General features: G+C 64.9%; 17 protein-coding genes and 1 tRNA gene. 11 read left to right on the top strand and 7 right to left on the bottom strand.

Annotated features, from left to right (window positions below; all coding sequences use genetic code 11):
- Positions 1 to 131 precede the first annotated feature (131 nt).
- Complete coding sequence (locus GNK13_RS21605; protein ID WP_235934741.1) at positions 132 to 1,406, bottom strand: ParB/RepB/Spo0J family partition protein; 1,275 nt, start codon at positions 1,404 to 1,406, stop codon at positions 132 to 134.
- A complete protein-coding gene (locus GNK13_RS03050) occupies positions 1,399 to 2,145 on the bottom strand; it encodes a ParA family protein (protein ID WP_203328896.1) in 747 nt (248 codons plus the stop codon). The genes GNK13_RS21605 and GNK13_RS03050 overlap by 8 nt, the downstream gene beginning before the upstream one ends.
- A 390-nt stretch (positions 2,146 to 2,535) precedes the next feature.
- On the opposite strand from GNK13_RS03050, the gene GNK13_RS03045 reads away from it, so the two are divergent.
- Positions 2,536 to 2,736 carry a hypothetical protein gene (locus GNK13_RS03045; RefSeq protein WP_164100969.1) on the top strand — a complete coding sequence of 67 codons (201 nt, stop codon included), beginning with the start codon at positions 2,536 to 2,538 and terminating at the stop codon, positions 2,734 to 2,736.
- Here the strand turns inward: GNK13_RS03045 and ahcY are convergent.
- Both ahcY and GNK13_RS03035 read right to left on the bottom strand, forming a co-directional pair.
- A complete protein-coding gene (gene ahcY / locus GNK13_RS03040; RefSeq protein WP_164100968.1) occupies positions 2,733 to 4,070 on the bottom strand; it encodes an adenosylhomocysteinase in 1,338 nt (445 codons plus the stop codon). The genes GNK13_RS03045 and ahcY overlap by 4 nt on opposite strands.
- A 166-nt stretch (positions 4,071 to 4,236) precedes the next feature.
- Positions 4,237 to 4,953: a phosphoribosylanthranilate isomerase gene (locus GNK13_RS03035; protein WP_164100967.1), complete on the bottom strand. Its 717-nt coding sequence runs from the start codon at positions 4,951 to 4,953 to the stop codon at positions 4,237 to 4,239.
- A 348-nt stretch (positions 4,954 to 5,301) separates the two neighbouring features.
- Between GNK13_RS03035 and GNK13_RS03030 the strand changes: the two genes are divergently transcribed.
- The 4 genes from GNK13_RS03030 (at position 5,302) to GNK13_RS03015 (ending at position 9,181) form a co-directional block, all read left to right on the top strand.
- Positions 5,302 to 6,087, top strand: a complete 786-nt coding sequence (locus GNK13_RS03030) for a hypothetical protein (RefSeq protein WP_164100966.1) — start codon at positions 5,302 to 5,304, stop codon at positions 6,085 to 6,087.
- A gap of 123 nt (positions 6,088 to 6,210) precedes the next feature.
- Positions 6,211 to 7,905 carry an ExeA family protein gene (locus GNK13_RS03025; RefSeq protein ID WP_164100965.1) on the top strand — a complete coding sequence of 565 codons (1,695 nt, stop codon included), beginning with the start codon at positions 6,211 to 6,213 and terminating at the stop codon, positions 7,903 to 7,905.
- Positions 7,906 to 7,910: 5 nt separating this feature from the next.
- The gene (locus GNK13_RS03020) at positions 7,911 to 8,363 is read left to right on the top strand and encodes a hypothetical protein (RefSeq protein WP_164100964.1); all 453 of its coding nucleotides are present in this window, start codon (positions 7,911 to 7,913) and stop codon (positions 8,361 to 8,363) included.
- Complete coding sequence (locus tag GNK13_RS03015) at positions 8,360 to 9,181, top strand: polyprenol monophosphomannose synthase (protein ID WP_164100963.1); 822 nt, start codon at positions 8,360 to 8,362, stop codon at positions 9,179 to 9,181. The genes GNK13_RS03020 and GNK13_RS03015 overlap by 4 nt, the downstream gene beginning before the upstream one ends.
- Before the next feature lie 213 nt (positions 9,182 to 9,394).
- On the opposite strand, the gene GNK13_RS03010 is transcribed toward GNK13_RS03015, so the two are convergent.
- Both GNK13_RS03010 and GNK13_RS03005 read right to left on the bottom strand, forming a co-directional pair.
- The gene (locus tag GNK13_RS03010; protein ID WP_164100962.1) at positions 9,395 to 10,111 is read right to left on the bottom strand and encodes a DUF4332 domain-containing protein; all 717 of its coding nucleotides are present in this window, start codon (positions 10,109 to 10,111) and stop codon (positions 9,395 to 9,397) included.
- A gap of 51 nt (positions 10,112 to 10,162) precedes the next feature.
- Positions 10,163 to 11,263 (bottom strand): hypothetical protein, encoded by a 1,101-nt coding sequence (locus GNK13_RS03005; RefSeq protein ID WP_203545332.1) that lies wholly within the window; start codon positions 11,261 to 11,263, stop codon positions 10,163 to 10,165.
- A 207-nt stretch (positions 11,264 to 11,470) separates the two neighbouring features.
- Here GNK13_RS03005 and GNK13_RS03000 point away from each other — a divergent pair, with 207 nt between their 5' ends.
- From GNK13_RS03000 to GNK13_RS02990, 3 genes are read left to right on the top strand one after another with little or no spacing between them, the layout of a single operon-like run.
- Entirely contained in the window at positions 11,471 to 12,361 is an 891-nt protein-coding gene (locus tag GNK13_RS03000; protein WP_164100960.1) for a (Fe-S)-binding protein, read from the top strand.
- A 1-nt stretch (position 12,362) separates the two neighbouring features.
- A complete protein-coding gene (locus GNK13_RS02995; protein WP_164100959.1) occupies positions 12,363 to 13,790 on the top strand; it encodes a lactate utilization protein B in 1,428 nt (475 codons plus the stop codon).
- Positions 13,783 to 14,403 carry a LutC/YkgG family protein gene (locus tag GNK13_RS02990; protein ID WP_164100958.1) on the top strand — a complete coding sequence of 207 codons (621 nt, stop codon included), beginning with the start codon at positions 13,783 to 13,785 and terminating at the stop codon, positions 14,401 to 14,403. The genes GNK13_RS02995 and GNK13_RS02990 overlap by 8 nt, the downstream gene beginning before the upstream one ends.
- A 68-nt stretch (positions 14,404 to 14,471) precedes the next feature.
- Here the strand turns inward: GNK13_RS02990 and GNK13_RS02985 are convergent, their stop codons facing one another.
- On the bottom strand, positions 14,472 to 14,909 hold the full coding sequence (locus GNK13_RS02985) for a DUF2203 domain-containing protein (protein WP_164100957.1): 438 nt from the start codon (positions 14,907 to 14,909) through the stop codon (positions 14,472 to 14,474).
- A gap of 186 nt (positions 14,910 to 15,095) precedes the next feature.
- On the opposite strand from GNK13_RS02985, the gene GNK13_RS02980 reads away from it, so the two are divergent.
- The 3 genes from GNK13_RS02980 to GNK13_RS02970 all read left to right on the top strand — a co-directional run bounded on the left by GNK13_RS02980 (position 15,096) and on the right by GNK13_RS02970 (position 16,067).
- Positions 15,096 to 15,365, top strand: a complete 270-nt coding sequence (locus tag GNK13_RS02980; protein WP_164100956.1) for a hypothetical protein — start codon at positions 15,096 to 15,098, stop codon at positions 15,363 to 15,365.
- Between the two features lie 171 nt (positions 15,366 to 15,536).
- Positions 15,537 to 15,743, top strand: a complete 207-nt coding sequence (gene csrA, locus GNK13_RS02975; RefSeq protein WP_164100955.1) for a carbon storage regulator CsrA — start codon at positions 15,537 to 15,539, stop codon at positions 15,741 to 15,743.
- 251 nt (positions 15,744 to 15,994) lie between these two features.
- Positions 15,995 to 16,067, top strand: a tRNA-Glu gene (locus GNK13_RS02970).
- Positions 16,068 to 16,456: the final 389 nt, after the last annotated feature.

The raw sequence follows: 16,456 nt of genomic DNA, 5'->3' as shown, positions 1-16,456 counted from the left end.
GCCGTCGGCTCACCCGAGGCTAGCGCCGTCGGCTCACCCGAGGCTAGCGCCGTCGGCTCACCCGCGGCTAGCGCCTACGGCTCACCCGAGGCTAGCGCCGTCGGCGCAGGGTTTCCGGACAGAGCTTGGGTTCAGGCGACGTGGAGTTTCACGTCGCTGCCGGTCGACTGGGTCGAGAGGACCGCGCGGAGTCGCTCGAACTCGTCGGGGTTGGCGAAGTGGATCGTGATCTTGCCTTTGCCACGAGCGGTCTGGCGGATCTCGACTTTCGTCCCAAGCTGCATCCGCAGTTCTTGCTGCAGCGACTCGACGTGCGGGGTCACGGTCCGCTTGGCGGCGGCCGTGGCGGGGCCTGCTTTGCCGAGTTCGGCGGCGTCCTCGGATTCGAGGATTTCGCTGACTTTCATTTCCGTCGTCCGCACGCTCCAGCCTTCCTCGACCATCTGCTTGGCGAGCCGGACTTGCTGACGCTCGTCGCCGAGCGAGAGGATCGCCCGCCCGTGACCGGCCGAGAGCGTTCCGGCTTGGATCATGTCGAGCACCGGCTGGGGCAATTCGAGCAGCCGCATCAAGTTGGCGATCGTGCTGCGGTCGATCTTCAGTCGCTTGCCGAGCTCGTCCTGCGTGCACCCGTGCTGATCGATGTAGCGGCGGAAGGACATCGCCTTTTCGATCGAGTTGAGGTCCTTTCGCTGGAGGTTCTCGATGATCGCCAGCTCAGCGACCAGCCGATCGTCGGCCTCGCGGATCTCCGCCCGAACCGTCGACATCCCGGCGTGGATCGCGGCTCGCAGTCGCCGTTCGCCGCTGATCAGTTGAAAGCGATCGCCGACGCGGCGGACGAGGATCGGTTGGAGCTGTTCATGCTCCTTGAGGCTCTCGGCCAGCGAGGCGATCTCCGAGGGATTGAACTCTCGGCGAGGCTGAAACGGATTGTTTTCGATTTCGTAGACATTCAGCTCGACTGCCTGGCGGGACGAGCGATCGGCGGTGGGTTTGTTCCCCGCAGCCTTCGGATCCGCGGCGTCAGACGCCCGCCCGGTCGGCTTGGCGGAGACCGGCGTGCCCGTGCCCGTGCTTGAGCTTGTGCTCGTCGGGCTCGTCGGGCTCGCGGCGGGCTTGGCCGTGGGGGCTGGACTCGCGGGCGTTTGGCTTGCCGAGGGCCGCTGGGCGGCGGCCTGCGGGGCAGCAGCTTGGGTGGCGGGCGGAGCCGGTTTCGCAGCGGCCGGCTGAGTGCTGCTGGCGGCCGGCTGAGTGCTGCTGGCGGCGGAGGGGGCACCGCCGGCCCGGGGCTGCGGTTTGGCGGCGTTGCCTTCGGGGAGCGGATTGCCTTCGTCGTCCAGCGGGGTGCCGAGCAGCGCCGCCAGTCCCCGTCCCAGTCGCCGATCCTTCGGTTGATTAGTCACGTCCGAGTACCTCCATGCACAGTTGGGTATAGGCAAATGCACCGCGGGATCGGGGTGCGTACTGGTAAACACTTTTCCCGTGGCTGGGCGATTCGCTGAGCGCCACGTCACGGGGGACGACGGAGTCGAACACGATGTCGCCGAAGAACTCGCGAACTTCCTGGTCCACTTCGTGGGTCAGTTCGAGCGTCGGATCGTACATCGTCAGCAGGATTCCGCCGAAGGTCAGACGCCCGTCGGTCTGCTGCATCACGCGGCGGATGACGTGAATCATCTGAGTCAGTCCCTCCATCGCGAAGTATTCGCACTGGATGGGCATCAGAACTTCGGTGCTGGCACCGAGGGCGGCTTGGGTCAGGGTGCCGATCGAGGGCGGGCAATCGAGCAGGACGTAGTCGTAGTCCCGCAGCCCGTCGCTGAGGTGGTTGCGGAGCTTTTCGGCCTCGCTCCCCTCGCTCCTGGCCAGCTGGTCCACGTCGTGGAACGAGCGGCTGCCGGGCAGGAGCAGGAGGTTCTCGACCGAGGTCTCAGCGAGGCACTCGGAGATTTGGCTGTCGCCGACCAGCGGATGGTGGGGCAGGGGAACACTGCCGACCGCACCGGTCGCATTGCACTGGGGGTCCATGTCGACCAACAGCGTGCGGTTCCCCGCCATCGCCAAACCGGCAGCCAGATTGACCGCCGTGGTGGTCTTTCCCACGCCGCCTTTCTGGTTTGCGATGCAGACGATCCGTCCCACGGCCCAAGCCATTCCATGCAAGCCGACTCGCACCGCGGCGTTTCACGCGAAACGCCTCACTCGGCACCGAGCGAGACGAATAGTACGCGCGAAGTGGGTTTGAGCAGAATGGCAGTTTGAGAAGCGAGGGACTGGAGGGGCGGGACAAGGAGCCACCGAGAGCCACCGAGAGCCAGCGAGAGCGACCGAGGACACCGAGGCGGAGTGAGCGTTGGAGGGGATGGGGAATGTTTCACGGTGAACGCTCGAGGGCATTCGGACTTTCCCCCGTGCTCGCGACGGAGTACAGCCCTGCGGCGCGAGTCAGCCTCGGGATCAAAGCTCGACCGGGCGGCTCACTTCTCGTCGTTTCGAGCACGAGCACGAGCACGAGCACGAGGGGAAAAAGAGGTGTTTCACGAGAAACGGCTGGGGGGGTGCGCGTGCGCTGGAGTACTGAGTACTGAGTACTGGGGGCTGGGGGCTGGGGCGCTGGAGTACTGCGTACTGTCGGCGGGTAAAAAGACGCCGGCAGGCGCGTCTCTGGGGACTCGCCTGCCGGCGTCGATGGTGGAGCGGATCGATCCGGAGCGGATCGTGGAGCCGGCTTAGTAGCGGTAGTACGGCGGCTTGTAGGGGCCTTCCTTGGGCACGTCGATGTAGGCCGCTTGCTCGTCGGTCAGCTCGGTCAGCTTGACGCCGAGCTGGCCGAGGTGCAGCCGTGCCACCTCTTCGTCGAGCTTCTTGGGGAGCACGTGGACATCGACCGCGTAGTCGCCCGCGTTCTTCCAGAGCTCGATCTGGGCGAGGACCTGGTTGGTGAACGAGGTGCTCATCACGAAGCTCGGGTGGCCCGTCCCGCAGCCGAGGTTCACCAGCCGGCCCTGGGCCAGCAGGATGATTGAGTGACCGTCCTCGAAGGTGTAGCGGTCGACCGCACCGATTTCGGCAGGCTTGATCCGGTTCTTGGTGACGCGGCCCGCTTTGACTTCGCCCTCGAGCCACGCGACATCGATCTCGTGGTCGAAGTGGCCGATGTTGCAGACGATCGCGTCGTTGGGCATCTTCGACATGTGGCTGCCGAGGATGATGTCCTTGTTGCCGGTCGCCGTGACGAACAGCTTGCCCTGCGTGCAGGCCTCTTCCATGGTGACGACCTCAAAGCCCTCCATCACCGCTTGGAGGGCGTTGATCGGATCGATCTCGGTAACGATCACGCGACAGCCGTAGCGGGCGAGCGAAGTCGCACAGCCCTTGCCGACGTCGCCGTAACCGCACACCACGGCGACCTTGCCGGCGAGCATCACGTCGGTGGCCCGCTTGATCCCGTCGGCCAGCGATTCGCGGCAGCCATAGAGATTGTCAAACTTGCTCTTGGTCGCCGAGTCGTTGACGTTGATCGCCGGGACTTTCAGATTGCCCTTCCGCTGCAGTTGCTCGAGCCGGTGGATCCCCGCGGTGGTCTCTTCGCTGAGCCCGCGGATCTCGGTCAGCAACTCGGGGAAGCGATCGTGGACCATCGCGGTCAAGTCACCGCCGTCGTCCAGGATCATGTTGAGCGGTTCGCCCGAGGGGAAATGGAGCGTCTGCTCGATGCACCAATCGAACTCCTCTTCGCTCATTCCCTTCCAAGCGTAAACCGGAATCCCGGCGGCGGCGATCGCGGCGGCCGCGTGATCCTGGGTGCTGAAAATATTGCAGCTGCTCCAAGTCACTTCCGCACCGAGTTCAACCAGCGTCTCGATCAAGACGGCGGTCTGAATCGTCATGTGCAGACATCCTGCGATGCGAGCGCCGGCCAGCGGCTTCTCGCTGCCGTACTTTTTCCGCAGGGCCATCAGGCCCGGCATCTCGTTCTCGGCCAGCATGATTTCGTTGCGGCCAAATTCGGCCAACGAAATGTCCTTGACCTTGTACGGCAGTTTGGTCGACTCGACCTGTGACATAAATCCTATTCCTCAAAAAAATAGACTCTCATCCGGCGAACTCCGCGGGACCCATGCACCGCGACTGCGGCCGCCCCAGATCGAAGTCTCCACCGTGAGAATTCCGAACGCTGGACATCTTAAGCGTCGCGGGCGGAGAAGAGAATGACTTGCCGGCGAGTCCCGTTCAGGAACTGGGCAGCGAAGAGCTCGCCAGCGCCCCGCGGGCCCGCCGCGCAAATTCGCTGATCCGCTCGGGCGATTTGATACCGCGTGAAGCCTCCACGCCGCTGGCCACGTCGACGCCCCAAGCCCCGCTGGCCGCCACCGCCTCGGCCACCGTTTCCGCCGCCAGCCCTCCGGCCAACACGAACGGACGAGCTGTCGCCGGTTCCGAGTCAAGCCACCGCCGGAGCGACGGCCAGTCGAGTCGCAGCCCTCGGCCGCCGTACGCTGCACCCGCGTCGGCGTCGAACAGCACCGTACAACCCGCCTCGGCCCAGGGGGCAACGAGCGCATCGATCGCGTCGCCCGTGAGCGGGCCGCAAGGTAAGCGAACCGCTCGCACGATCGCGAAGCCGTCGGCCGCTAGCTGCGCGGCGTCCTCGACCGCTTCATCCCCATGCAGCTGAACGGCCCGCAGCCCCACCTCGGCCGCCGTCTCGGCGATCGCCTCCGGGGGCTCGTTGACGAACAGCCCCACGGCGCAGATCCCCAGCCGCTCGGCTTCGGCGGCCAACTCCCGAGCCGTCGAGCGATCGAGGGACCGGACGCTCGGAGGATAAAAGTTCAGTCCCACCGCGTCGCCGCCGGCCGAGGCGGTCGCGCGAACGTCCTCCACCGTGCGCACGCCACACACCTTGATCCGAAACGGAGGAGTCGGCAGCGAGGGACAGCAAGGCATGGGTGAAGGGTGAAGGGTGAAGGGTGAAGGGTGAAGGGTGAAGGGTGAAGGGTGAAGGGTGAAGGGTGAAGGGTGAAGGGTGAAGGGTGAAGGGTGAAGCGGGGCGTGCGAGTGATTATAGCGGGTCGGGGGTGAGTACTGAGTACTGAGTACTGAGTACTGGCTGGGGGGAATGGTAGGCTTTGGCTCAATCCTGGGGAGCGATTGTGACGATTCTGCCTGTTGGTCGAGCTTGCGCGGAAAAAGTACACGACCTGGGGTTTTGGCGTTGTGCTCGGGGGGGCGAGAGGGATGCGGATCAAGCGAAGATTGCGGATGCTTGGGCGTCCAGCGAATCGGGCAGCGCAAATGGCGCTGCGGACGGCCCGCCGACGCCCGTGGCTGGTCGCCGTGGTGACGGGGCTGGCGATGCTTCGCTTTTTGCCCGGCGGCGAGCCGGTGGTCGCGGTCGAGATTGTGGCTCCGAGCGGCGGCGTCCAGCGGGTGTTCAACTTAATGGCCCACGACGCCAAGCTGGAATCGTTGCGGCAGGCCGCCGAGGACGCTTCGCATCCCGATTACCGCAAGCGGAGTCCCGACTACTACCGCGCGCAGTGGGATGCCGAGTCGGCGGACTTCTACCTCGCCCACACTCGGCAGCCGGAGTTCGCCGATGCGCCGGCAGCGGGAAAGCCTGAGCTGGCTGCGGCGGTGAGCCCGGTGGCTTACCAGCAAGAGCAGGCAACCGCGGTGCAAGCCAGTGCGACTGCGGTGGCTAGCGACCGCGACTGGAATGCGTTCTGGCTCGCCCGCCGCGCGGGAGCGACTGAGCGGATGCGGAGCTTGGAGCCGCCGCCGCGGGTCGACCCGCTGTTTGCGCGGATGCGGTTTGGGAGCGTTCGGCCGGGACCCTATCCGGTTCCGAGCGTGTTTGTGGCGCTCTGCGGAGCGGTCGTGGCATTCCTCGTCACCGCGCGCTGGGCCTGCCGTCCTCCGCAGCGGCTGATTGGTTTGCGTGCGGCGCAGCGATTGGAAGTGCCGGCGGAGTGGATTCGCCAGCGCCGCTCGTGGCGCGAGCTGCGGACCGCCTGGAGCTGGGGAGCAGCCGTCGAGGCCTCAGCGGTGCTCGCCTTGGTCGTGCTCCTGATTCTCTGAGGCGCGAGTGGGGCCGGGTTCGGCTTTAGTGAGAGCGGCTGGTGTGCCGATTGACAACGACGATGGGGGATTCGCTGGAGCGTTTCCCAAGGGCCCGCTACGCTCGCCAATCGACGAATGGTCATGGACTCAGCCAAGCTGTTTTTTCGCGAAAACCCCTTTCCGGCCTCCCCCTCTTCGGATCGCTACTTGGCGATCGGCTCGGTCGAAGTCGCTCGCAAACGGCTGATGGAAGCGATCGATCGCCGCGAATGCCCCGGGATGCTGGTCGGACCGCCCGGGACGGGCAAATCGTTGCTGTGCACTTTGATCGCCGGTGCCTATCGCAACGAATTCGACGTGGTGTTGCTCGCCGAATCGCGGCTGTGCACCCGCAAGGCGTTGCTCCAGCATCTGCTGCATCACCTCGGGATGCCTTACAGCGATAAGACCGAAGGGGAGCTGCGGTTGTCGTTGATCGACCGAGCGGCCAGCGGCGGGCCGGCCAGCCGGGCTGGACTGCTCATCGTCGTCGACGAAGCGCACACGTTGCCCGGGCGACTGCTCGAAGAGTTGCGGATGATGTCGGGGATCGTGCGAAACGGGAGCCCCCGCGTGCAGCTGGTGCTGGCCGGCGGTCCGTCGCTCGACGAACGCTTCGCCCACCCGCGGATGGAGGCGTTCAGCCAGCGGATCAGCACCCGCTGCTACCTGCATCCGCTCGGCCAGAACGAGACGAGCGAATACGTCCTCGGAGCGATCCGGCACGCCGGCGCCAATCCGCAGTCGACGATCGATCCGGAAGCTCTCGCCGCGGTCTACTATGCGGCCGACGGAATCCCCCGGTTGATCAATCAGACGATGAGCCGCGCCGTCGCCTTGGCCGAATCCGAATCGCAGCAGCGGATCACAGCCGAAATCGTGCAGCGCGCCTGGGCTGATCTGCAGCAGCTGCCAAGTCCCATCGTCGGAGCCGCAGCCTCGCAGCAGAAAGGGGACGGCGAGAGCGACTTGGCGGTCGTCGAATTCGGGACGCTCGAGGACGAGCACGAGGCCGACCCGATGGCCGAAACGGTCGACTACGAAATCGGGGTCACGCATGCCGTGACCCCTCGTGCCGGGGGGGCTGAGCCGGCGGAAGCCAAGACGGAAGCCAAGACGGAAGCCAAGACGGAAGCCAAGACGGAAGCCAGCGTCGTGGAACAGGCCACGTCGGAACCGGCTCCGGCGGAAGAGCCCGTTGCAGAGGAGCCCGCGTCGCAAAAGTTTTCGCTGGACGAGCCTGCGGCGGAAGATGTCGGCGTAGCGGAAGGCGAGTCGTTGGAAGCGAGCGACTGGCGGCCGACCGTGGTCGACTTCGGTAGCTGGGAATCGCCGGCGGTCGAAACGGCGGCTTGGGAAACGGAGATCGTGGCGGCACGCGAGGAGGAGTCGGCGATCGCGACGGACGTGCTGGCGCTGTTCGGCGATGGGTTCGACGAGGAGGAGCCATTGCAGCTGGACTCGGTTGCGGCGAACGCATCCGGTGCGGACCCCAAACGGCTGCAGGTGCAAGCGTCGCGGCCGAGCGAACCGGAGACGGACGAGACGCGGCTGCACCGCGAAATCGTCTCGATCAATGCCGAGGCGATCCGGAACCAGCCGCTTCAAGATTTCGCCGAGCTTCCGATGAACCACGACATCCTGATCGCTGACGACAGTGACCTGTTGGTGATCGAGGATGACATCGAAGTCGATACGCGCCTCGAGATCGGCTCGCCACGGGCACGCGCCGAGGTGAAGCGGAGGGGGGCGGACGTCGACTTCCAATCGCTGTTCTCCCGGATGCGTGAGGGCTGAATCGGATGAGTGATCCGCAAGCAATCCTGCGACCGCTGGCCGAGCGATGCGTCGAATCGGCCGACCACCAGGGACGCACTCCCGTGATCGCAGTGGAGCGCGGGTTGGCTTTGGCGCCAGAGTTTTACGTCGCGCTCGCGACGGAACTGCAGCGCGCCGCGGGCCGCTCGCTGAGGTTCGAAGTGCTGGTGGATTTGGAGCGGTCGCTCGGGCCGTGGCGAGCGCGAGCGGCGAAGCGGCAGGCTGAGGCGATCCGCAATGCGCTGCTCCCCGTGCTCGGCCCAGCCCCGGCGGTCGAAACGCGGACGGTGCTTTCGCGACCGGCCGGCGCGCAGCGCCCTCTAGTCGTCGGCTTCGGAGCGGTCCATGATTCGGTACCCGCGTGGGCCGCGGTGCTGCGTCTGACCTGCCGCCCCACCACCCTCGACGATTTCCAATTGATCCCCGCCGCGGCATGAGTTCCGTTCCACCGAGCCCCCGTTTCCCCGATGACGCGGCCTCCGATGCCGCGGCCCCCGATGACGCGGTTCCCGATGACGCGGCTCTCTCGGAGCAGCCTGCCGAGCGACTGCTCGTTGCCGTCTGCACTTACAACGAGCGGTCGAACCTCCCGGACTTGGTTGCAGCGATCCATCACTCGCTGCCCGAGGCGGACATCCTGGTCGTCGACGACGATTCACCCGACGGAACGGGACGCTGGGCGGCCGAGCAGAGCGAGACGGTCTCGTACTTGCGGACGATAATTCGCAGCGACCAACGGGGGCTCGGTGGCGCCTTGCGGGAGGCGATTCGAGACGCGGTGGCAAACCGTTACGCGTGGCTGTTGAACTTGGACGGGGACTTTAGCCATGACCCGGCCGACCTGCCGCGGTTGCTCGAGCGGGCACGCGACCCCGAGGCTCCCGTCGATGTCGTCGTCGGCACGCGGTACGCCACTGGCGGGCGGATCGAGGGCTGGCCGCTGCGGCGGCGGGTGATGAGTCGGATGGTGAACCGCTTTGCCACCGGGATTCTGCGGCTGCCCGTGAGCGATTGCAGTGGTTCGCTCCGCTGCTACCGCGTCGCGGCGCTCGAGCGGATTGAGCCCGAAACGCTGCGGAGCAACGGGTACGCGATCTTCGAAGAGCTGCTCGTGCGCTTGGCTCGTCTCGGCAGCCCGATGGCGGAAGTCCCGATCACGTTTCACGAGCGCCGCCACGGGGCGAGCAAGTTAAGCCCCGGCGAAGCGCTGCGAGCCGCCAGCCAGATCGTGCATCTGGCGTTTCGACGCGGTTAAGTCCAGGCGGAAGACTGATCGCGACCCTCCCCGGGCCTAAGAGCCCGACCCTCCCGCAAGCGGGAGGGTGATGTTTTGACGTGCCGTTTCTACTTCGGGCGCCCTTTTCTTTCGGGCGTTTCACCATCCCAGCCCGACCCTCCCTATCCCCCTCCGTCGCATGCACTCATACACCCCTGTAGTGTGGTGGTGGAGGGCCGTTCTCCGGCGAGGCTAGCGACTACGGCTCGTTCGAGCTGCGGTGCGTCGGCGGGCGGTCTCGATCCATGCTCGAATCTGCTCGACCGCGGGGAGCGGCTGGTCGCCGAGGAGTCGCGCTCCCGCGGTCGACAGCGCGTACCGCTGCAAGTCGCGGCGCAGCCGCAGCGGAGATTCGTTGGCGAGGCTCCGCAGCGTTTTGCGGTGCACCGCACGAAGCAGCAAGGCTTCGCGCGGCATCATCGCTGGCAACAGCCTCGCCAGCCGGATGGCCCGCTGCCAGCGGCGAAGGGTTGCGGCCGCACGTGGTGACAGCCCGAGTCGCTCGGCCAGTTCGACTGAATCGGCCGCCAACAGCTCGTCGGTCGTGCGAATCCCGATCGACCGCAGCGCCCGCCGCTGAGCGGGAGATCCGAGGCCAGCCTGGCGGAGCGTGAGCGGAGCGGCGCTGCTCGCCGCCAACGATTCGTTCCGACTGCGGCGGATCGGTTCGACCTGGGGCAAACGGTTTGGAGCGTCTGGAGCGGGACGGTCGAGCGTCATGCGAAAGCTGAGCACGACCGGCTCACTCAATTTAGGCGCAGCGGAAGCGGACTTCGGCGGCTCGACCGCAAGCGACTGAGGTGGGTGATTTGGAGATGCCGGAGGGGCCGGACGGGCCGTCGGCGGATTTGGCCGAGAGTTGGCGAGCGGACGGCCGCCGAGTAGCCCACGGAGAAACGACAGGATCATCGGTTGAACCTCCTGTTCAAACTGAAAAGCCGGTTGGGCTGAGAACGTGGATCAGTCGCTGAAGTCGCGGCGGGCTGCGTCGGAGAAGACGAGGATCGCGGCCCAGATTCCGATGGGCGTCAGGATGACGCAGTTGAAACAAGGGATGCAACCGACAATCGCAGCGGTCTTGGCAGCACCGAGGCTCGTCCGTCGGATCATCGCCGAGCCGCCCATCAAGTAGACCACCGCGATGGGACCGCTGATCGCCAAACCGCCGACCACTCTGCCGATGATATAGGGAACAGCGTCAGCCGGAATATCATTCGTCATCATCAAAATGACGGTGCCAATAATGTTTAAAGCCAAGCCTATCAGCATCAACGCTCCGAGGATGTCGAAGACCACTCCGGGGACCGCATAGTGCCAAGCGGAGCGTCCGCTCGGCAGGTTTCCACTTTTTCGGCCGCCGCCGCCCGAAGCATAGGGGCCGGCGCTGGAGGCGTAGGGGTTGCCGCCCGGCGGTGACCAACTGCTGCTGGCAGGCTTCGAGAAGCTCGGGAAGGAGGGGCCGGACGACTTGCTTTTCGGTTTGGCGGTGCCGAAGGAGGAGCCCCCGAACGACGAGGAGCCCCCGAATGAGGAAGGTCCCCCGAACGACGAGGGACCACCGAGTGAAGTGGAGGGCAGGTCATCGAAATCGAACCCGCCGCTCGGCTGAGTCGCCGCCGGTTTCGAGCCGGGGCCGGGGACTCGGACGGTCGCTTGGCACTTGGGGCACTGGACGGTTGCTCCGGCTGCTGCACGCATGACTTGTTGACAACGCGGACAGCGAACCTGCCGGGTGTTGCCGGCAGGAGCGGCACCGGGAGCTTTGCCGGCAGGAGCGGCACCGGGAGCTTTGCCGGCAGGAGCGGCACCGGGAGTCTGGCCGGGCGGACGAGCGGACGGCGTTGCAGGAGCGGTCGGCTTGGCGGGCGACTTCGCCGCTGAACCGCTGGAAGTTGGGCCGCTGGAGGTTGAACCGCTGGAGGTTGGGCCAGCCGAGTTGGCGGTATTGGCTGGGACCGAGACGACCGCCGCGCACTTGGGGCATTTGGTGCGTTTCCCCGCAGCGGTATCCGGGACCTGCATCAGTGCCTGGCATTGGGGACAGCGGATCCGGAGGGGCATCGCGGCAACCGAGGCGAGTGGCGGTCGGAACGGGGGGGGGAGAGGAGCGGGGTGACGTCTCCAGCTTAGCTGACGATTCCGCACCGGGCGAAGATCAACCCGCAAAACTCGGCTGGCCGATCTCCGCGCGTCGCCGAGCCCCACGCGGTTCCGGCCGTGGTAGACTGAACCGGTCCGCAACACGCCTCCTTCGTCAGAACACGATCCATGCGCGTCGGCCTGTTTGTTCCCTGTTACATCGATCAGTTCTATCCCGATGTGGCCGTCGCCACCGTGGAGGTCCTGGAGCGGTTTGGGGTGGAGGTCGATTTTCCCACCTCGCAGACCTGCTGCGGACAGCCGATGGCCAACACCGGTTGTGCCGAAGCGGCCCGTCCGTTGGCGCTGCGGGCTGCCGAGATTTTTGCTCCCTACACCCACGTCGTCTGTCCCTCGGGCTCGTGCACGTCGATGGTCCGCAACCACTACGACGCGTACTTCAGCGACGAGGAGGATGATCACGGACTCCGCAGCAAAACGTTCGAGTTGTGTGAGTTCTTGCACGACGTGCTGCGGGTCGAGTCGATCGGGGGAAGTTTTCCGCATCGGGTCGGATTGCACCAAAGCTGTCACGGGCTGCGGGAACTGCGGCTCGGATGGTCGAGCGAGACGATGACCGCCCGCGACGACAAGGTCAGCCGCCTGCTCCGCACGATCGAGGGTCTGGAACTGGTTCCGCTGAAGCGACCCGATGAGTGCTGTGGCTTTGGCGGAACGTTTGCGGTTCAGGAAGCGGACGTGTCGGCGGCGATGGGGTGCGATCGCATCGAGGATCATCTTCAGGCAGGTGCCGAAGTGATCGTGGCGGGCGACATGTCGTGCCTGATGCACATGCAGGGACTGTTGCGCCGCAATCGCCAGCCGTTGCAGGTGATGCACGTCGCCCAGGTGCTCGCCGGTCGACCGCTCCCCTCGGACCGCCGGGGAGCGATCCGCGAGAGAGAAGTGGCTGCTGAAGAAGTGGCTGCGAATCTCCGTCCCGCCGCGCCGCCGAGTCGAACGCCGCGACGAGAAACGGCCGAATCGTTGGAAGCGACCAAGCTGCAAGGAGACGTTTGAGATGGGAGCATTACCGATCGTCGAACATCCCGCCGCGGCAGCGAAGTTTGTCGCCAACCGGGAGCGGATGGCGTGGCACGATAAAGCGCTGTGGTTTGTGCGGGAAAAGCGCGATCGGATGGCCCATTCGCTTCCCGAGTGGGAGTGGCTCCGCGAGACGGCTTCGGCGATCAAGCAGCACACGATCGCCGCGCTGCCCGAGTATCTCGAGCAGTTCGAAGCGGCCGCGACGCGTCAGGGAGCTCACGTGCACTGGGCAGCCGATGCCGAAGAGCACAACCGCATCGTGCTGCGGATCCTTGAGGAACATCAGGTCCGGCGGGTCGTCAAAAGCAAATCGATGCTGACCGAGGAATGCCATCTGAATCCGTTTCTCGAGCGGCATGGGATCGAGGTGGTCGACACCGACTTGGGCGAGCGGATCGTGCAGCTGAGGCATGAGCGGCCGAGCCACATCGTGTTGCCGGCGATCCACATCAAGAAGGAGGAAGTCGGTGATACGTTCCACGAGCATCTCGGCACCGAAGCGGGAGCCGCCGATCCGCAGTACCTGACCGAAGCGGCTCGCGGCCATCTTCGCGATAAGTTTCTCGCAGCCGATGCAGGAATTACGGGTGTCAATTTCGGGATCGCCGAAACGGGCGGAATCGTCGTCTGCACGAATGAGGGAAACGCCGACCTGGGAACTTCGCTGCCGCCGCTGCACATCGCCTGCATGGGAATCGAGAAGCTGATTCCCCGGGCCCGCGACCTGGGCGTCTTCACTCGCTTGCTCGCCCGCAGTGCGACCGGTCAGCCGATCACGACCTACACATCGCACTTCCACGGTCCGCTCCGCGAGAGCGACGGCCCCGAGGGATCAGGCCGGACGAGCGGAGAATTGCATATCGTGCTGGTCGACAATGGTCGCACGCGGATTCGCGATTCGCAGGAGTTTCGCCCAGCCCTGGGGTGCATTCGCTGTGGGGCATGCATGAATACCTGCCCGGTCTACCGGCGGAGCGGCGGACACAGCTACAACGCGGTCGTCCCTGGCCCGATCGGTTCGGTGCTCTCGCCGGCGGCGGATCCGGCAGCGCATCAAAGTCTGCCCAGTGCATGCAGCCTCTGTGGGAGTTGTACCGACGTCTGCCCGGTGCGAATTCCGCTACATCACCAGCTACTCGCGTGGCGCCGCGAGCTGGCCTCGCGACGATTGCTGCCAGCGAGCAAACGCTGGGCGATGGACGCCGCGTCGCAATTGATGCGTCATCCGCGACTATTCGCTGCCGCCGGCTGGTTGGGACGTCAGGCGTTGCGGATCACGCCGCGGTTTCTCGTCTACAATCGGCTGAACACCTGGGGGCGGCGGCGTGAGCTGCCCGAGCCGCCGCGGGAAAGCTTTCGGGAATGGTGGAAGCAGAATCGGGAAAGCCAATCGCATGACTGACGCCGCATCCACCTCCAGCCGCCAGGCCATCCTCGACCGGCTCCGCAGCCGGCCGGTCACGGCTCCGCCGTTGCCCGACCTCCACCCGGCGGGCTTGGTCGCCTACGACGATCCGCTGGCGCAGTTCTGCCAAGTCGCCACCTCGGTCGGAGCGGCCGTTCATCGGATCGGTTCGCTCGATGAAATCGGGCCGATCCTCGAGGAGCTCCCGCCCTATCGAGATGCACGCACTCGAGCTTCGCTTCTCCCTGCTGCCGTGCCGGGGAATCTGGACTTGGCCAGCGTGGACGATCCCCACGACCTCGCGTCGCTCGATTGGTTGATCGCGGCGGGGGATTTTGGGGTCGCCGAGAACGGCGCGATTTGGATGCGAACCGCCGGAGTGCGCCATCGGGCGAGCTTTTTCATCACCCAGTATCTTGCGATCGTGATCTCGGCGGCCGATATCGTGCCCCACATGCACGCAGCTTATGAGCGGATCGGCTCGACGATTGAGCAGGGATTCGGCGTGTTTATCGCGGGGCCGAGCAAGACGGCTGATATCGAGCAATCGCTCGTGCTCGGGGCCCACGGCTGTCGGGCGCTGACGATTTTTGTCTGCGGCGAAGCATAGTCGCCTTTCGCTCCGCGAAAGATGCGCAAACACGCTACTTTCGCGGAGCGAAAGGCGACTATACGTGCCTAAGCTTCGGCTGCGGCACTGACCGGCGGTGCGAACTCTTCGTCGGTGATCGGACGGCGCTGGCCCAGCGGGGCTTGGACTTCGTGCCAGTGACTGACGTGCTCTTCACCGATCCGCCAGCACAGACGCACGGGCCGCGAATCGAGTTGGGCGGGAAAGTCGATCACGCCTTCGGTGGGCGAATGGATCATCGCCCCGATCGAAGCCAATTCTTCCTGCAACGCCAGCATCTGTCGCTGGTCCTCGTCGAGCGACATTCGGATCTCGGCCAACTCTTCGGCGTGCGCTTTGGAGGTCGCTTTATTGGCATCCCGAAGGAGCGTGTCGATCTGCGCTTGGCGGAGTCGCAAATCGCTCTGCAGGCCCACTAGGTCGCGAGCGATGCGGCGCACCAAAGGCAAGGTGCGATCGGCATGTAGCGGCGTGAAGTTTGGCATCGCAGGGAGGCTCCGCAGCGGTTTCGGACCGAGCCTACTCGCGGCTCGCCCGGATCGATTCTACGCCGAATCCGTGTGCGGGGTTTACCGCAGCTTCAAAACTCAGCCGCTTTTTGTCCACTTCCGCGTGAAAATCGGCGGCGATTTTTTCGAGCCATCTTCCGGCTCTGGCCCGCGGCCCGGAGAGTGGCTGCGGATTCCGCTCCGCGCCGCCCGCCAACGACGGCTGCGGAGTCGACCAGCGAGGCGGCTGGGGAAATCCTGTCGAGCGATTTCTCCAGCAATTTTTGCAAAATCTTCAAAAAAAGCCCGCCGCGCGCGGCGGCGACGATTCTGCAGGAATTTGCTAGCAAAACGGGCGGAAAGGAATGCAGCGGGTGGCGCGGCGCGGTGGCAAATCGAATGCCCAAAAAAATGCAGCCAAGCCCTTTGTTGCTTGACGACGCCTTTCCATGACGTAGAGTGGATTGCGTCAGGATAGCGAGGCTATCGGATCGGTGTGAGAGGTCGGCGAACCGACCCAACCGGATCGATTTTGATTGACGTGTGATAGTGGTTACGCGTCCCGATCAATCAGCCGATCCGGGACGAGGAATTCGAGACAAGCCGGTCACAAAGGACTGAGCCATGTTAGTGCTGTCGAGGAAAAAGAACGAAAGCATCGTCATCAACAACGACATCCGGATTGTGGTCGTTGAGATCCGTGGTGACAAGGTGCGTTTAGGCGTGGAGGCTCCCCGCGAGGTGCCGGTGCATCGCCGCGAGGTTTACGATGCCATCCAGCGTGGCAAGGAAGGGGTCGACGACAAGGCGGCCGAGTCTCTCGAATCCTAAGTCGGATCGGCGGATCGTTCGCAAGCGACCCGTGTTGAGGCGGGAGTCTTGCGCGCGGTCCCCGTCTTTCCTTCAGGGGAACTGTGATTTTTCCCTCAAGGGAACCCCGGCCAGTAGCCGAATGGAGGGAGAGTCTTCCTCGGTGGGAAAAAGAATCTCGAATTCGGGCGATTGCCCCACTCGGGAGCCTTGACGGCTAGTGGGCACAGCCGGTAAACAATGAGCCACGCAAGGGACGTTCAGTCTCTCAAGGCCCCTTCGTCTAGCGGTCTAGGACACCGCCCTTTCACGGCGGCGACACGGGTTCGAGTCCCGTAGGGGTCACTTCCAAGCGTCTGCAAAAAACCTCGCTGCCCACCGCGGGCAGCGAGGTTTTTTTATGCGCGGTGTGCGTCAGGCTGGAAAGGTTAGGCTTGCTCACTGGGCTCCATTGATACCATCCCAGGGGGCATCGGTCTCTATACAAGTCGCATGACCCGACCTCACCCTCCCGGGGGGGGCGGTGCCTTTCCTGGCCCTTGAACTTGTGTAGAGACCAATGCCCGGGGGGAGGGTGGTGTTTTGGCGTGCCGTTTCTACTTCTGGCGACCTTTTCCTCCGGGCTTTTCGCCATCCCGGGCTAACTGGACAGCGCCACTTTGGATTGGTTCGGAGCAGGACGGCTCGCGGAAAAATCGTTTAACGGCAAGCCGAAGGCGACTGCTTTTTAAAAC

This window comes from Candidatus Laterigemmans baculatus (assembly GCF_010367455.1).
Lineage (GTDB): Bacteria > Planctomycetota > Planctomycetia > Pirellulales > Pirellulaceae > Laterigemmans > Laterigemmans baculatus.
The sequence above is the reverse complement of the archived record's forward strand: the minus strand, read 5'-3'. Positions and strand labels throughout refer to the sequence as shown.

What these genes read in the sequence shown, in the direction of transcription:
- ahcY (WP_164100968.1), bottom strand. Translation starts at nt 4,070, where the DNA reads ATGTCACAGGTCGAGTCGACCAAACTGCCGTACAAGGTCAAGGACATT.
- GNK13_RS03025 (WP_164100965.1), top strand. Translation starts at nt 6,211, where the DNA reads ATGGACTCAGCCAAGCTGTTTTTTCGCGAAAACCCCTTTCCGGCCTCC.
- GNK13_RS03015 (WP_164100963.1), top strand. Translation starts at nt 8,360, where the DNA reads ATGAGTTCCGTTCCACCGAGCCCCCGTTTCCCCGATGACGCGGCCTCC.
- GNK13_RS03010 (WP_164100962.1), bottom strand. Translation starts at nt 10,111, where the DNA reads ATGATCCTGTCGTTTCTCCGTGGGCTACTCGGCGGCCGTCCGCTCGCC.
- GNK13_RS03030 (WP_164100966.1), top strand. Translation starts at nt 5,302, where the DNA reads ATGGCGCTGCGGACGGCCCGCCGACGCCCGTGGCTGGTCGCCGTGGTG.
- GNK13_RS02985 (WP_164100957.1), bottom strand. Translation starts at nt 14,909, where the DNA reads ATGCCAAACTTCACGCCGCTACATGCCGATCGCACCTTGCCTTTGGTG.
- GNK13_RS02990 (WP_164100958.1), top strand. Translation starts at nt 13,783, where the DNA reads ATGACTGACGCCGCATCCACCTCCAGCCGCCAGGCCATCCTCGACCGG.
- GNK13_RS03035 (WP_164100967.1), bottom strand. Translation starts at nt 4,953, where the DNA reads ATGCCTTGCTGTCCCTCGCTGCCGACTCCTCCGTTTCGGATCAAGGTG.
- csrA (WP_164100955.1), top strand. Translation starts at nt 15,537, where the DNA reads ATGTTAGTGCTGTCGAGGAAAAAGAACGAAAGCATCGTCATCAACAAC.
- GNK13_RS03005 (WP_203545332.1), bottom strand. Translation starts at nt 11,263, where the DNA reads ATGCCCCTCCGGATCCGCTGTCCCCAATGCCAGGCACTGATGCAGGTC.
- GNK13_RS02995 (WP_164100959.1), top strand. Translation starts at nt 12,363, where the DNA reads ATGGGAGCATTACCGATCGTCGAACATCCCGCCGCGGCAGCGAAGTTT.
- GNK13_RS03000 (WP_164100960.1), top strand. Translation starts at nt 11,471, where the DNA reads ATGCGCGTCGGCCTGTTTGTTCCCTGTTACATCGATCAGTTCTATCCC.
- GNK13_RS03020 (WP_164100964.1), top strand. Translation starts at nt 7,911, where the DNA reads ATGAGTGATCCGCAAGCAATCCTGCGACCGCTGGCCGAGCGATGCGTC.